The 14,333-nt window shown below is 62.4% G+C and carries 11 protein-coding genes; 8 read left to right on the top strand and 3 right to left on the bottom strand.

Annotated elements, in window-relative coordinates:
* The first annotated feature begins 26 nt into the window (after positions 1 to 26).
* The 8 genes from BUA69_RS15525 to BUA69_RS15560 all read left to right on the top strand — a co-directional run bounded on the left by BUA69_RS15525 (position 27) and on the right by BUA69_RS15560 (position 11,154).
* The gene (locus BUA69_RS15525) at positions 27 to 2,114 is read left to right on the top strand and encodes a TRAP transporter permease (RefSeq protein ID WP_046135261.1); all 2,088 of its coding nucleotides are present in this window, start codon (positions 27 to 29) and stop codon (positions 2,112 to 2,114) included.
* A gap of 451 nt (positions 2,115 to 2,565) precedes the next feature.
* Positions 2,566 to 3,528 carry an AraC family transcriptional regulator gene (locus BUA69_RS15530; RefSeq protein WP_052950546.1) on the top strand — a complete coding sequence of 321 codons (963 nt, stop codon included), beginning with the start codon at positions 2,566 to 2,568 and terminating at the stop codon, positions 3,526 to 3,528.
* Positions 3,529 to 3,682: 154 nt separating this feature from the next.
* Positions 3,683 to 4,657, top strand: a complete 975-nt coding sequence (locus BUA69_RS15535) for an AraC family transcriptional regulator (protein ID WP_046135260.1) — start codon at positions 3,683 to 3,685, stop codon at positions 4,655 to 4,657.
* Between the two features lie 192 nt (positions 4,658 to 4,849).
* Entirely contained in the window at positions 4,850 to 5,623 is a 774-nt protein-coding gene (locus BUA69_RS15540; protein WP_143154543.1) for a hypothetical protein, read from the top strand.
* Positions 5,509 to 6,867: an autotransporter domain-containing protein gene (locus BUA69_RS15545; RefSeq protein WP_072866585.1), complete on the top strand. Its 1,359-nt coding sequence runs from the start codon at positions 5,509 to 5,511 to the stop codon at positions 6,865 to 6,867. The genes BUA69_RS15540 and BUA69_RS15545 overlap by 115 nt, the downstream gene beginning before the upstream one ends.
* A 209-nt stretch (positions 6,868 to 7,076) precedes the next feature.
* On the top strand, positions 7,077 to 9,182 hold the full coding sequence (locus BUA69_RS15550) for an autotransporter domain-containing protein (protein WP_046135257.1): 2,106 nt from the start codon (positions 7,077 to 7,079) through the stop codon (positions 9,180 to 9,182).
* Positions 9,182 to 9,700, top strand: a complete 519-nt coding sequence (locus BUA69_RS15555; RefSeq protein WP_046135256.1) for a hypothetical protein — start codon at positions 9,182 to 9,184, stop codon at positions 9,698 to 9,700. The genes BUA69_RS15550 and BUA69_RS15555 overlap by 1 nt, the downstream gene beginning before the upstream one ends.
* A 68-nt stretch (positions 9,701 to 9,768) precedes the next feature.
* Positions 9,769 to 11,154, top strand: coding sequence for a S41 family peptidase (locus tag BUA69_RS15560; protein WP_072866586.1), 1,386 nt, complete (start codon positions 9,769 to 9,771; stop codon positions 11,152 to 11,154).
* On the opposite strand, the gene BUA69_RS15565 is transcribed toward BUA69_RS15560, so the two are convergent.
* The 3 genes from BUA69_RS15565 to BUA69_RS15575 all read right to left on the bottom strand — a co-directional run bounded on the left by BUA69_RS15565 (position 11,151) and on the right by BUA69_RS15575 (position 14,306).
* Complete coding sequence (locus BUA69_RS15565) at positions 11,151 to 11,861, bottom strand: carbonic anhydrase (RefSeq protein ID WP_046135255.1); 711 nt, start codon at positions 11,859 to 11,861, stop codon at positions 11,151 to 11,153. The genes BUA69_RS15560 and BUA69_RS15565 overlap by 4 nt on opposite strands.
* 65 nt (positions 11,862 to 11,926) lie before the next feature.
* Entirely contained in the window at positions 11,927 to 13,141 is a 1,215-nt protein-coding gene (locus BUA69_RS15570) for a serine hydrolase domain-containing protein (protein ID WP_244468749.1), read from the bottom strand.
* A gap of 163 nt (positions 13,142 to 13,304) precedes the next feature.
* Entirely contained in the window at positions 13,305 to 14,306 is a 1,002-nt protein-coding gene (locus BUA69_RS15575; protein ID WP_046135254.1) for a helix-turn-helix domain-containing protein, read from the bottom strand.
* Positions 14,307 to 14,333: the final 27 nt, after the last annotated feature.

Here is a 14,333-nt window from a genome sequence, read left to right on the forward strand (position 1 = left end):
TATTTTTTTAATTGGGACGAGACACCATGACCGGCAGCGCCCTGAAGCAAGACGACGAAGCTCTTAGCGCAGAAGCCCTGCACGCTCTGGAACAGGAATACGATCCAGAGGCGCGCTTTCGGCCGCTCGAACGTCCCGCTGCGATCATGACCAGCGCCATTCTGTTCCTGCTGGCATGCTATCATTTCTATACGGCCGGTTTCGGCATTCCCCAGGCGACCACCCACCGCGGCTTGCATATGGGCGTGTCGCTTTTTCTGGTGTTTCTCAGCTTTTCCGCTTTCTCGGGCGCCCACAAACCTTCGCGCCAGCCAAAAATTCTCGGCCTGCCCATACTGGATTGGCTGCTGGCTATTGTCGGCGCGGTATCGTCGTTTTACGTGCCCTGGATCTATAGCGAACTGGCCTTCCGCGTCGGCGATCCGCTCGCCATCGATGTGATCATGGGCACGGCATTGCTGGTCGTGCTGCTCGAGGCGGTCCGGCGCGCCATGGGGTGGCCCCTGCCGGTCATTGCCATCCTCTTCATGGCCTATGCCTATTTCGGCCAGCACATGCCGGGCATTTTTGTCCATCCTGGCGCCAGCTGGGAAACCATCGTCAATCACCTTTACCTGACCTCACAGGGCGTCTACGGCACTGCGCTGGGCGTGATCGCCACCTACGTTTTCCACTTCGTGCTGTTCGGCGTCATGGCCCAGCGCATTGGCCTGGGCAAACTCTTTATCGATCTCGCCAGCGCGCTGACGGGCCGCTATTCAGGCGGCCCTGCCAAGGTGTCGGTGCTGGCCTCGGCGATGCTGGGGTCGATTTCGGGTTCGTCGATCGCCAATACGGTGACCACTGGCGCCCTGACTATTCCCGCCATGATCAAGATCGGCTTCAAGCGCCATTTCGCTGCTGCTGTGGAGGCCGCGTCGTCCACCGGTGGGCAGATCACGCCTCCGGTCATGGGCGCCGTTGCCTTCCTCATGGTCGAATATCTCGGCATCCCGCTCCGCCTCATTCTGATCGCGGCCATCGTGCCGGCCTTCATGCACTTCTTCGGCGTACTCGTTCAGGTGCATCTTGAGGCGCGACGACAGGGCATTCGGGGCCTGAGCAAAGAAGAATTGCCCAACGCGGTCAAGGTGCTGCGCGAGGGCTGGATGTCGACCATCCCCCTGATCCTGCTGGTCTATATGCTGATGTCCGGACGTACCCCGTTCGCGGCCGCTTTCTGGTCGATCACGGCTTGTATGGGGGTCTATCTGGTCCAGTCGTTCATGCGCAGTGGCCTGGTCGGCGGGCTCAAGGATTTCTGCGTCGGGGTCTATGAGGGCTTTTCGCTCGGCGCGCGGCAAACCCTCTCCATCACCGCAGCTGCCGCCTTGGTCGGTGTGGTGATCGGTGTGGTCACCCTGACCGGCGTCGGCTTCAAGATTGCCTTCATGGTGACCTCGGTTGCCCAGGGCTGGGCAGTCGATGTCCACGGTGTCCTTGCCATCCTGCCATTCGAGGTGCTGAGCCAGGAAAACCTGACGCTGCTGTTCACTTTGATGATGACGGCAGTGGTCTGCGTCCTCATGGGCGCCGGCATTCCAACCACCGCGAACTACATCATCATGGTGGCGATCGCAGCGCCGGTCCTGGTGATGTTGAATGTCGAGCCGCTGGTGGCCCATTTCTTCGTGTTCTATTACGGGGTGATCGCCGACGTCACGCCGCCGGTGGCCCTGGCCGCCTATGCGGCGTCAGGCATTGCCGGCGCCAATGCGTTCCAGGCCGGCAATACCGCCTTCCGGCTCTCCATGGGCAAGGCCCTCGTGCCATTCGTGTTCGTATTCTCGCCCTCGCTGCTGCTGGTCACCGCCGACTTCACCTGGCCAGATTTCGTTCTGGCCTTCACCGGCGCCGTTCTGGGTATCCTGTCGCTCTCCGCCGCCATCACCAATTGGCTGACGGCACCTCTCTGGAAAGTCGAGCGGGCCTTCCTTGTCGTCGGCGCCTTCCTGCTGATCGCTCCGGAATTGATCTCGACCGCTATCGGCGCGACCATCCTAGGCCTGGTCTGGCTGCGCCAATTCATTGCGCGGGGCAATCTGCGTGCAACGCCCGAAAACGCTGCGGACTAGGCGGTCCGCAGCACGCCTTCGTGCCGTGTCCTGATCGCTTCATCGCCATTGGCGGTTTGGCCGCGAAACGTCATTGACTGGATGCGCATGGCGTCCGGCTGGTCCATGGCCGCACCTGCCTGAAGCATCGCAGTCCTGTTGAGCGATCATCCAGCCTGTCCGGCGGCATGGATCGGCTCGGCGCCGGCTTGGGCGGAAATGGCGCGGAATGACGGCTATCGCATCTTCGACACTGAAAGCGGGTCCGTCGACGGACCCAAGTCGGTCAGTGTCAGGTTCCTAGATCGCGTCGCAGACTTCATCTCCACAAGGCCGAATTGCCTTGGCAATTTGAGCGGCGGTGCATTGCTGGCAGAGCATGGGGATATTGCCAGCCGGATGGCACAAGCGCAAAGATTTGACAGGGCCGGATTTTGACTTAGCGTGTCATGTCTTGCAGGTGGACAGGCGAATGGAAGATTGGCTGTTTTCGAGCGGAGACTGTTCGCGGCCGCATCAGTTCGAAAATGCGGAGCGGCTGCGCTTCCGGCACGGTTCAACGCATGCCTATCTCGAGGAGACGCCAGTCCTGCCCGGGATCTGGCTCTATCGTGGCGAGGCTACGGCCAATTGTCAGTTTCAGATCGAGGTGGGGGGCGGTGACCGCCAGGGCCGGGTCATCATGGGCGGACTGCTGTCGAGCCGGGGCATGCTCAATCTCGAAGGCTGTGACGACATGGTGTGGCGCGACGATGGACGGTTCTATGCCCTGTCGCCTATCGAGCGGCATTGCCGCTATGATATCGACGCGGAGCGCGGCTGGCGGCTGGTTGCGCTGCGGGTCGAGGCTGAGGCCATGGACCTGCTTGGCGCGGATGACAGACTGCCCGACATCGTGAACGACGTGCTCACAGTGCGCAGGGACAACCTGGCCGATATGGGGACGTTGCCGGGGGGCATCAGGCGTCTCAGCCAGTCGCTGCTGCGCACGCCCTTCGAAGGACGGGTTGGCAAGCTGTTCATGCAGTCCAAGGTGCTGGAACTGCTGGCGTACCAATTCCAGCATCTGGGCGAACGACCTGCGCCAAAGACCTTATCTGCGATCGAACTGACCAGGATCAGGATGTCGCGCGACATGCTGCTGGCTAATCTACGCGACCCGCCGGACCTTGAGGCGCTTGCAAGCGCGGTGGGACTTTCGTCCAAGAAGCTCAATCGCGGCTTTCGCGATCTCTATGGCACGACGGTCTTCGCCTATCTGCACGATGCCCGGCTCGATGCGGCGCGCGCTGCTCTGGAAGCGGGCACACCCCTGCCATTGAAGCAACTGGCCTGGGAGCTGGGCTATGGGCAGGTCAGCAATTTCGTGACTGCCTTCCGCCGTCGCTTCGGGGTGACGCCTGGCAGTTTGCGGGACGCAAAGGCACCGGCCTGACCGGGCATATGCGCGGCGTAAATCCTTATGCGCAATGGTCCGGGAGATTGAAATCGGGCTCTGGAAGGGCGAGGCAAACGGCCCGTTCTGTCGAGCCGGAGCCTGACCCATAGCTAGAAATTCTGTCAGTTGGCGCGCCCCGACGCCGCTTTCGGTGGGGACACGACGACGCTGGGCCTTTGCAGGCAGCAAAGCCGGCACCACCGAAGTCTTCGACGGTGACGGTCGGATCGCGGTGGAGAAGGCAAGCCTGTCCGTGCGCATGGATCACGCGGTGATCCGCGAAGGCCTATCGCTCTTCAGTGGCGGTGGCATGTCACCCCATGGCTTTTCGATATCTCCGTCAGGCGACTTGCCATCGAACAATCTGGTGCTGGGTTGCATGCTGGGGGGCTCGGGCGTGATTCATGCCGAGGGCAATGCGAGCCATGGGTGGCGCGTACCCGGGCAGATGTATGCCGTCAGCTTTTCTGAGCGGAAGCTCAGCTACGACATTGATGGCAGGGCCGAATATCGCTCAGTCGCGCTGATGCTGACGCCAGACGCGCTCGAAGCGATCGGCTCGCAGGACGGCTTGCCCCGGTCGGTGGATGCTGTGCTCAACCGGCGCGCCGACCCCATGCTGCTCATGCGGGCCATGGCGCCGGGCGCGATCCGGATCGCGCAGGAAATGATGATGCCGATCTATCAGGGCTCCATGCAGCATCTCTACCAGGAAGGATTGGCGCTTCAACTGCTGGCGATGCAAATGGACATGCTGGCCGAGACGCCACCGGAGGCCAGTGAATTGAGCCCGCGAGACCTGATGCGGGTGCGCGAGGCGCGCGAGCGGCTACTGGCCAACGTCAAGGCACCCGATGATCTGGGCGGCCTGGCGCGCGCCGTGGGCCTGTCGCCCCGAAAGCTCAACCAGGGCTTCCGCATTGTGTTTGGTGCGACGGTCTTCGACTATCTGCTGGAGGCGCGCATGCAGGCGGCGCGACGCATGCTCGATGAAGGACACGAGATGTCGCTCAAACAGTTAGCCTGGTCGGTGGGCTATGGGCAGGTGTCCAATTTCAGCACGGCGTTCCGCCGCCGCTTCGGGGTGCCGCCCGGACACTACCGGCGGGAGCGCGCCGAGGACTGACGCTGCGCCTTATGCCTGCCGGTCGTCTTTTATGTCTGCCGCCCCGAAGCGTTGAGCGTCGAAGGTCACTCCCATAATTGGCAAAGCCGGTCCTTTGAGCCGGTTTTTGCTTTTCGGGAGATATTTGATGCAGGTGGACATTTGGGGCTTGAGGCGAACAAGCGCCGCAGACACATTCTGGTTGGGGTCCTGATGGCCACGACATCGCTTGTACTTGCACTGGACGCGCGCGCGCAGAGCATTGAGCACCTCCAGGGAAACGAGGGCGTGGCACTAAGCAATGATGGCCGGTACTCCGTTTTCAATGGCACGCAGGGATACTACCACACGCCCGACGGCACCCATCAAATTCCCCGCTACAGCAATTTCATCAGTGCGGCCCGGGCGATTTCCGGCGATGGCCAGGTCGTTGTGGGAACGGGGCGCGGTGATCAAAGCCAGCCGAGCGCCTTCCGGTGGAGCCTAGCGGACGGGCTGATCCAACTGGGAACGCTGGGGACCGACCCGAGGCATGAGTCCGAGGCTTACGGCGTTTCGGGCGACGGCAGCAGGATTGTGGGCACGTCAGAAACGGACGCAGATGTCAGAACAGGCTTTGTATGGGTGCAGGGTGCCACCGGCGGTGTCGCCCATAATCAGCAGATGTATGAGCTTGAGGCGGGGGAGGCGAACTCGCCCACTGTCGCTCGCGCAATTTCGGACAACGGCAATGTGGCGGTTGGTCGGTATCGCCCCAATGGCAGCGCAGTGGAAAGGGCGATGCGCTGGGACCTGACCGATATCGACGGTGCTGGGGGGCTGGTTGGTTCGGCGCTTGGGGACTTGACCGGCGGGAACGGGTTTTCCATGGCGTGTCGGCGGACGGCTCGGTCATCGTCGGCGGAGCTGCCACAGGGAGTGGGCAACATCATGCATTCCGCTGGAGGGAGGGTGGCACCGGCGGCGTTGCGGGCAATGAGCAGATGATCGATCTGGGCACGCTCGGGGGCATGTCGAGTATGGCCAATGGGGTTTCTTCGGGGGGTGATTATGTCGTTGGCAGCTCGCAGGATCCCGGTGGCGCGATTGCTTTCCGCTGGGACGAGGAGCGGGGCATGGTTGCCGTGGAAGAACTGCTGAGTGAAGACGATGTTGATGTTGGCGACTGGCGCCTGCAAGTTGCCAATGACGTTTCGACGGACGGGCGGGTCATTATCGGCACGATGAATCGCGCGGCGGAAAATCGTGCCTTCCTTGCGCGGCTGGGAGATGGAACCGGCGGTGGTGGCGGCGGCGTCATGGATGTCGAGGAATACAACCGCACGCTCTATGCCGGCGCGGGCGGGATAGCCAGCGCGGGTGAGTTCCTCTCCTGGCTGCCGATGAATGGCGCGCATCACCGACCGCTGATGATGACACCGGATCTGACCGGCGATATGTGCGCGTGGGCGAGCGGGGATTTTGCCCATCACGGTGGTACCTCGACCGGGCTGGCCCTGGCCGAAATCGGCGCCTGCACCGATCTTGCGGGCGGCTCGGTGCGGATCGGTGGCGCAGTGGGCACGACGCGGTCGTGGCAGGACCTGTCGCTGGGCGGGGCGAGCCGGCTGGCCGGACAATATGTGCTGGGCGAGGTGGACTGGCAGCCGGACGGCACGCCGCTACTCTTGTCTGCCACCGGCATGCTCGGGGGCTGGCAGGCCAATGTGGGCCGCGCCTATTCCAATGGGGCTGCAACAGCTGTGTCCAGCGGCCAGACCCGCGCTACGGGCGGGGTCATCCGGCTGCGGGCTGACTGGCTCGAAGCGGTCTCACTTGGCAATACGACTTTCAATCCCTGGACTTCGGTGAGCCTGGGCGCGCTGCATGTGGACGGCTATACCGAGAGCAGCGGACCGTTTCCGGCATTGTTCAACGCACAGAGCATGACCCATGTGGATGTGCGCGTTGGCCTCACAGCAGTTACGGAGTTCTCGTCCCAGACCAAGCTGTCGACGACGTTTGAAGTGGCCCATCGCAGTGGTACGGCGCCCGGGGCTAGCGGGCAGGTGGACGGGCTGTTTGCATTTTCCCTCGGCGGCGGCCGGCAGAGCCAGACCTGGGTCAGGGCCGGGGTTGAACTCGACCACAAGATCACTGACAACCTTTCGCTGTCGACTTCAGTTCATCTGGCGACCGCCGGGCGGGATCCATCGATTGCCGGCTCGCTCGGTGTGAAGGCCGTTTTCTGACCGGTTCGGCAGCCCGTTTCACCCTCCTGACCATGTGGCGCTGCAACCCTGGACGCCGCCCCTCACCGGGCGGCGTTATTTTCGAAGCGGGCTTATGCGCGACGGCAAGGTTTATGCGCGTCGTGCCGTTGCATTGAGCGAGTCAAAACAACCCTTTAGTTCGCAAAGCCGGTCCTTTGGGGCCGGCTTTTGCTTTCGGGAGAACACTCATGACAATGCGGGCATTCGGCAATCGGAAACGGCGGAACGGGGGGCGTTGGCTGCTGGCCGGACTGCTGATGGCGACTACGGCGATTGTCATGATCCCGAAGGCAGAAGCGCAGGATGCGGGGCTTACGCTATGGGACTGGAGCTTTGCCGGTATCAGCGGGGATGGCCGGACCTTTGCCGCCAACAGCGCGATTTCGGCTCATATCGCCAATATCAACGGCGATGAGTTTCAATTGCCCAACCCGATCGGGACGATGATGGAAGCCCATGCCATCAATCGTTCGGGCACCGTTGTGGTTGGACAGGCCTTCGGCGGCCCAAGCATCAGGGCATTTCGGTTTGTCGGTGACACATCGGGCGGGGTGACAACTGACCTCGGGACTCTTACGCCACTGGTCGGTTCCGCGCTAAGCCGTGCATATGGCGTGTCCGATTCAGGGGAGCGTGTCGTCGGTGATGCGGCCTGGCAGGGCAATCAGCGCGGCTTTGTGTGGATCGAGGGCGCAACGGGCGGCGTCGCTGGCAATGAGCAGATGTATGCGCTGGATGGTTTGTCCGGGGGCTACGGTCTAACGGGTGCCCTGGGGATTTCCGGCGATGGCGCCTATGCCGTTGGGTGGAGTGACGGGGCGGGCTTTTCCCGACAGGCCGCGCGGTGGGATCTGGGCGGTATCGAATCGGGTGGAGCGGCCAGCGTCGAAAACCTCGGTTCGCTGACCGGCATGGTCGGCTACTCCTTTGCCAGATCGGCGTCCGGCGACGGCAGCGTGGTGGTCGGTGAGTCCGAAGACGTCGATGGCCGCACGCGCGCCTTCCGCTGGCGAGAGGGCGCAACCGATGGCGTTTCGGGCAATGTGGAGATGCTTGATCTGGGCGACCTTGGGGGTCAGAGCGCCACCGCAGAAGCTGTTTCCCGCGACGGACGCTGGGTTGTCGGACAGTCCCGGAACGAGGATTCCTATGTCCACGCATTCCGCTGGTCTGAAGAAGCGGGCATGGAGTCGGTGGCGGCATGGCTCGATCGGCATGGTGTGTCCACGGCGGGATACGTGCTGCAAAGCGCGAAAGGCATTTCCGACGACGGCAATGTGGCTGTGGGGCACATGTATGGTGACAGCGAGGTAAGTAACGGCTACCTGGCGCGAGGCGAGAGCAGCTCGGGCGGCGGGCTGATGAACATCGATGAATACCACCAGACGCTCTATGCCGCCGCAGGCATAGCCAATACCGGCGAATTCCTGACCTGGCTGCCGATGAACGGTGCGCATCATCGGCCTCTGCTGCTGACGCCGGACCTGACGGGCGACATGTGCGCCTGGGCAACCGGGGATTTCGCGCGTCATGGCGCCTCGGCCACCGGGCTGGCACTGGCCGAAATGGGCGCCTGCACCGATCTGGCGGGCGGCAATGTGCGGATCGGTGGGGCGGTCGGCACGACGGGGTCCTGGCAGGACCTGGCGCTGGGCGGCTCGGCGCGGATGCAGGGGCAGTATGTGCTCAGCGAAATGGACTGGCAGCCGGACGGCACGCCGCTGCTGCTGCTCAGCCTGACCGGCATGATTGGCAATTACAAGGCCAATATCGATCGGGCCTATTCCAATGGCGGGGCAACAGCGATGTCCAGCGGCGAGACCACTGCCTTTGGCGGCGTGGTGCGGTTGCGGGCAGACTGGCTGGAAGCGGCCGTGATCGGCAATACCAGCATCAATCCCTATGCGTCGCTGGGCTTTGGAGGCCTGCATGTCAACGGCTATACCGAAACTGGCGGTCCGTTTCCGGCGGTGTTCAGTGCGCAGACCACCGGCAACGCCGATATACGCCTGGGCGTGACGGCGGTGACGGAGTTCTCGACCCAGACCAAGCTGTCGACGACGCTCGAAGTGGCGCACCGCGCGGGCACCGCGGCGGCAGCGGCCGGCAATGTGGTGGGGCTGTTCGATTTTTCGATGGGCGGGGGGACCTATTCGCAGACATGGGCCCGGGTGGGGGCTGAACTTGACCACGCGATCAGCGACAATCTCTCAATGTCCACATCCCTGCACCTGGCCAGCAATGGCCGTGATCCATCCTTCGCGGCATCGGCTGGCATCAAGGGAGCCTTCTGATGGGGCGCGCGTTTTTCCAAGCGGCCTTTCTGGCCCTGGCGGTCGGTCTGGTATCGTCAGGCACGGCCTTTGTGGTGGCGACTTCGCCGGTTCTGGCCCTGGAGCGGAACGAGGCGGCGGCCGTCGTGTCGATCATGGAGGAGCTTGTGGTCGAGATGGGCGAAGGGATGACCGTCGATGCTGCGGACATCTTCTATGACTATGACTCGCTGGGCGCATCACTGATCCCGGCGGTAGGATTCGACCTGGCGAGTTGGAGCGCGGCCTATCACGCGGTGGCGTCGGGCTACATGGCGAGCATGCCTCAGATGGAGTTCGACGCTGTGTTCGAGGGCCCCCTGGCCCAGCTTGAAGCGGCAGAACTGCCTGAGGACCAAAAGGCAATGATCCGCGAGCATGTGGATCTGTTGATCGCTGAAGCACAGGCGCTGCGCCTTTCGGGCATGCCCTTTGTCGAGGTTGTGCAACCTTTCGCGGACAGACTCCACGTGCTGTTCCACGGCGCGTTCAGCGAATAATCCGCCCGAGGTCGGTGTGTCGCAGCGATGCGGCACCCTGCCTGGTATGCTTCAACTGGGTGGAAGACGTGCCCTCACATCCTCATGCGTATTTTAGTGGTATCATCGTCGCACTGATCCTGTTTGTGACACCGGCCTTCGGGCAGGGCTCGGCGCCGGGCGCCAGCGGCGCAGCAGACAGGCTCGCCAATATGGCGCTGTTCGGCGCGGTCTTCGACCACATCAGAGGCGGGTATGTCGATGCGCCCGATGAGCGCGAATTGGTGCGCGCGGCCGTTCAGGGCATGCTGACATCGCTCGATCCTCATTCGAACTATCTGTCGCCAGACGCATATGACGACATGCGTGAGGGCATATCCGGCGAGTATGCGGGGGTTGGCCTGCAGACGCAGATGATCGACGGCGCGGTAACCGTCATGGTTGCCTTCGAGGACACTCCCGCCGGACGGGTCGGTATACGAGCCGGCGATGTGATCATTGCAGTCGATGGCATCTCTATTGCCGGGTTCAGCCATGACGAGGCTGTGTCGCGCATGCGGGGCCCGACTGGGAGCAAGGTGACGATAGCGGTGCGCCGCGAAGGCGTCGGGGACCTGATCGACTTTGCACTCGAGCGCGCCATCATTGCGACGCCTGTGGTACGGTGGTCGATGGAAAACGATGTGGCCCTGGTGACGCTTGCCAGCTTCAGCGCCCAAGCGGCACCCGGCCTCACCACAGCGGTCGACCGCATCTATGCACAGCGCTGCGGTGTCGCGCCCAAGGGCCTCATTCTCGACCTGCGCAATAATCGGGGTGGTCTTGTTGACCAGGCCGTTCTTGTGGCGGACGCCTTCCTGCGGCGTGGGGCAGTCGTGCTGATCCGCGGACGGAGCGACCAGGAGAGTGCCCGCTTCGACGCACAATCCGATGCCCTGGATGCCCGACTGGCCGAAGTTCCGCTCATCGTGCTGATCAACGGCGCATCCGCCTCTGCAGCGGAGATCGTGGCGGGGGCGTTGCAGGACCACGCGCGCGCCACGCTGATCGGAACGCGATCCTTTGGCAAGGGATCGGTGCAGTCGATCATATCGCTTGGTGGCAACGGGGCGATACGGCTCACGACGGCCCGCTATTACACGCCGAGCAATCGCTCCATCCAGGCGCTGGGTATTGTTCCCGATATCGAGATCGAGCAGATGGTGCCGCCCGAACTGGCTGGTGCCGACATCGTACAGGGCGAAGCGTCACTCGTCGGGCACCTCACTTCAGAAGGACAACAGCTATCGTCGACGGGGTCATCTGCCTATGTGCCCTTGGCCAAGGAAGACCACGCGCAGCTACAATATGCCCTTCGCCTGATTGCTCAGATGCATGATGCGACAAGCGATCAAGCTCGCCCAATATCTCACGGGGGGCAGGACCTGTCCCCCGCGATAGATGCTGTCCATGGGTCTTGCGCAATGGCAGGCTAAAGGAACGTCACTTTGCCCGTGGCAATTTCATACATGCCCGCGACTGCACCAAGCGTGCCCGCGGCAGCGGCTCCAGACAGAATTGGTCCTGCGGAGAGGGCTCGTGCGGCATTGAGTTTGGCGTTCTGAGCGGTGGCCGCATCCAGCAGATCGTCGGGTGCATCGCCCATCACATCATAAACCGCCGGGCGAATGGCGTTGACCAGGCTCGGCAGGTGGCCGGGCGGCAATTCCCTGTCGGCAATCGACTTGATCGTCGCCTCAACGGCACCGCATGCGGTGTGTCCGAGAACCACAATGGTCTTGATGCCCAATACGGCCACACCGTATTCGAGTGTCGCCAGGCCTTCTTCGCTGATGAAATTACCGGCGACGCGCACGACAAACAGTTCTCCCGGGCCCTGATCGAAAATCAGCTCCGGGGCCACGCGGGAATCCGAGCAGCTGACAATGGCCGCGAAGGGCTGTTGTCCCTCGGCGCGGCTGGCGCGCGCCAACGAGTGGTCCGTGTTGATCGCGGCATTGGCAACATAGCGCGCATTGCCATCGACCAAACGTTGCAACGCCTCTTCCGGCGAGACCGGCGCAGCCGCAACGGCCTCCTGGGCGAATGCCTGCGAGGCCAGCGGTGTCGCCAGCGACAAGGCCAGGCCGCCCGCAATCAACCCTCGCCGACTGATGTTGCCCGGCTTGCAATCTTCACACATACGTTTCTCCCGATTTAAGACAAAAATATTGTCACTGTTTTCAGCGGTAAATTGAGCAGCCCAGCCTAATTGGAATATTGCAGATAGAGATCTTCCATCACTTTCCCGGCGGCTGCGTTGGCATTGGCGCCGGGGAAGTTAGTCGTAACCACGACGGCGATGTCATTTTCCGTATCGACGACTATTCTGGCCAGGTTCATCGAATTGGATCCGTTATGGGTCAGCAAAGGCGTGTCAGCCCAGTCAAACACCACGCTGCCCCAGCCCAGCCCGTAGCCACCCGTGCTCGGTGTACCCGGCGGGGGATTGTCGCGGGTAGGCGTTTGAACGAGCGCTGCCTGGATATGCTCCAGCGTCGTCGGGCTGACCAGTTGCGGACCGCGCCTGGCTTGCCCGGCGTTCCAGCTGGCCCATTTGGCGTAGTCCAGAATAGACATATGCGCATTTCCCGCTGGCCCCATCACTGGAGGGACGTCGGCAGCAGGTCCCCACAGCATGGCCGTGACGGAACCGTCGTCCGCGATGCGATGGCCCACGGCAGCGTCGATCAGTCCATAGGTGGACTGCGGACCCAGCCCCGCACTTTCCATGCCAAGGGGGCCGAAAATGCGTTCATGCATCAGCGTTTCCCAAGCTACGCTGCTCACCTTTTCAATCATCATGCCGGCGATCAGATAGCCAAAGTTCGCGTACTGAAAGGGCGAGGGGGTGGGGATGACCAGTTCGTTGTGCTGCCAAGCCGCAAGCGCGTTGATGCGTTGCTGCACGAGGTTGTCGTCAAACACCGCATCGCTGAAATACAGATCGAGCATTTCCTCGGTATCGCTCGGGATGCCGCTCGAGTGGGACAGCAATTGTTCGAGCGTGGCATCGGCCAGGCTCCGGCTCATCGCAGGGTCGTCACCCAACACGTCGCCGACGCGTGATTGCCAGTCCAGCTTGCCCTCATCGACCAGCATGCCGGCCAAAGTCGCGGTCATGGACTTGGTGTTGGAGCCAATATGGAAGCGGTCGTCCAACGTGACCGGCAAGACTTGGCCGTCAACGCGCGTTCCAATGGCTGCAGCCGCGACCACAACGCCATCCTTGACCACGGCGGCGGCCAAGGCCGGCAGGCCATACTCGATGCGAACACGATCCAGATAGTGTTCCATGTCTTCCGGCATCTGAGCAGATGCTGTACCCGCCGCCATGACGAACCCCAGCCCGGCAGCCAGCACCCTGAGGGCGGCGCCGATGCAAGGGCTGCGACGGTCTGACAGTGTTGGACGTCCTGACATATGGCGACATCTCCTCAAGATGAACGGCAGGGGCGACGACAACCCGACGTGTCGGTGCCTCGCCTCGACGGGCGATAGGTCCCGCGTTTTCCGGCAATGCTAAGGTCGAAAAGGCCATGCTGCTATCCGGAATCCGCAAAAAGACCGGAAGCTGCATTGGCCCTCACATAAGCCTTGTCAGTGTCGCAGCCGGGGATTCTTCAAAGATCCGCTTATAGTCGCCCGCGAAGCGACCGAGGTGCAGAAACCCGAATTGCATGGCGACCTGTGTCACTGTCGTGTCGCGCGGGTCTCGGGCGAGCAATGCTGCGCGGGCCTGGTTGAGCCGGCAGCAGCGGAGATAGGCTTGTGGAGACATGCCGACACAGTCGTGAAAGGCATAAAGCAGCGCTCGCTCCGATACCGCCAGTGACAAGCAGATGTCGACGACGCTGGGCACTGCGTGGCAAGCCAATTGCTGTTCAACGAACTCGCGAGCCAATCGGCAGGTTCGCACGGCGCGAGACCGGGCCGCCCGGGGCAGGGAAGCCGTGCCATCAACTGCGTTGGCGGTGGCGATACGCAACGCTGTCTGCAGGGCAGCGCCTCGGATGACCGCAGAGTCCAGCGCTTCGCCCCGCCTGGTCGCGCCAATCCAGTGCCGCAGCATTGTCTTCAGCTCGCCGAGATGCGGGGACTGAAACTGCAACACCTGTCGCGGCGGTTTATCCCAGGCTCCGGGATAGAGCGCACGGGCCGCGCCGACAAATTCCGATTGGGAAAAGCCGATATAGGCAGTTTGCCCCCCTGCTGGCACGTGAATGTCGAACTCGGTGTGTTCCGGGAGGAAGAAAACACTGTTTGCATTCTTGGCCGCGTGGTCGGACAGTCGGAATTCCGGGTCATGCGTGCTGTAGGAGATCGTGCAAAAATCGGCGGGCGTGGCGCCCAGTTTCTGAATTGCTGCAAACTGGCTTTCCTGCACGATCCGCAGTCCCCCCAGATCCAGGCTATCCATCTGCGATACCCGTTTGCCGCGGCTTAGCTGGTAGCATTCCATGGCAACCCAGGGCTGCATTGCCGCCTGCGTTGCGGCATTCTCGATGATTGTGCTGCGCAAAGTGCTGACACCCCCCGGCAAGACGCCGCCTCTGGTGATCGCAATCTCATTTTGCGCATTCTGCATTGTTATTGTCTTCTCCCCGCCACCAAA

This window comes from Devosia limi DSM 17137 (genome assembly GCF_900128975.1).
Classification (GTDB): Bacteria; Pseudomonadota; Alphaproteobacteria; order Rhizobiales; family Devosiaceae; genus Devosia; species Devosia limi.

Coding starts and splice junctions, on each gene's coding strand:
- BUA69_RS15525 (WP_046135261.1), top strand. CDS start 27: ATGACCGGCAGCGCCCTGAAGCAAGACGACGAAGCTCTTAGCGCAGAA.
- BUA69_RS15530 (WP_052950546.1), top strand. CDS start 2,566: ATGGAAGATTGGCTGTTTTCGAGCGGAGACTGTTCGCGGCCGCATCAG.
- BUA69_RS15540 (WP_143154543.1), top strand. CDS start 4,850: ATGGCCACGACATCGCTTGTACTTGCACTGGACGCGCGCGCGCAGAGC.
- BUA69_RS15550 (WP_046135257.1), top strand. CDS start 7,077: ATGACAATGCGGGCATTCGGCAATCGGAAACGGCGGAACGGGGGGCGT.
- BUA69_RS15555 (WP_046135256.1), top strand. CDS start 9,182: ATGGGGCGCGCGTTTTTCCAAGCGGCCTTTCTGGCCCTGGCGGTCGGT.
- BUA69_RS15565 (WP_046135255.1), bottom strand. CDS start 11,861: ATGTGTGAAGATTGCAAGCCGGGCAACATCAGTCGGCGAGGGTTGATT.
- BUA69_RS15570 (WP_244468749.1), bottom strand. CDS start 13,141: ATGTCAGGACGTCCAACACTGTCAGACCGTCGCAGCCCTTGCATCGGC.
- BUA69_RS15575 (WP_046135254.1), bottom strand. CDS start 14,306: ATGCAGAATGCGCAAAATGAGATTGCGATCACCAGAGGCGGCGTCTTG.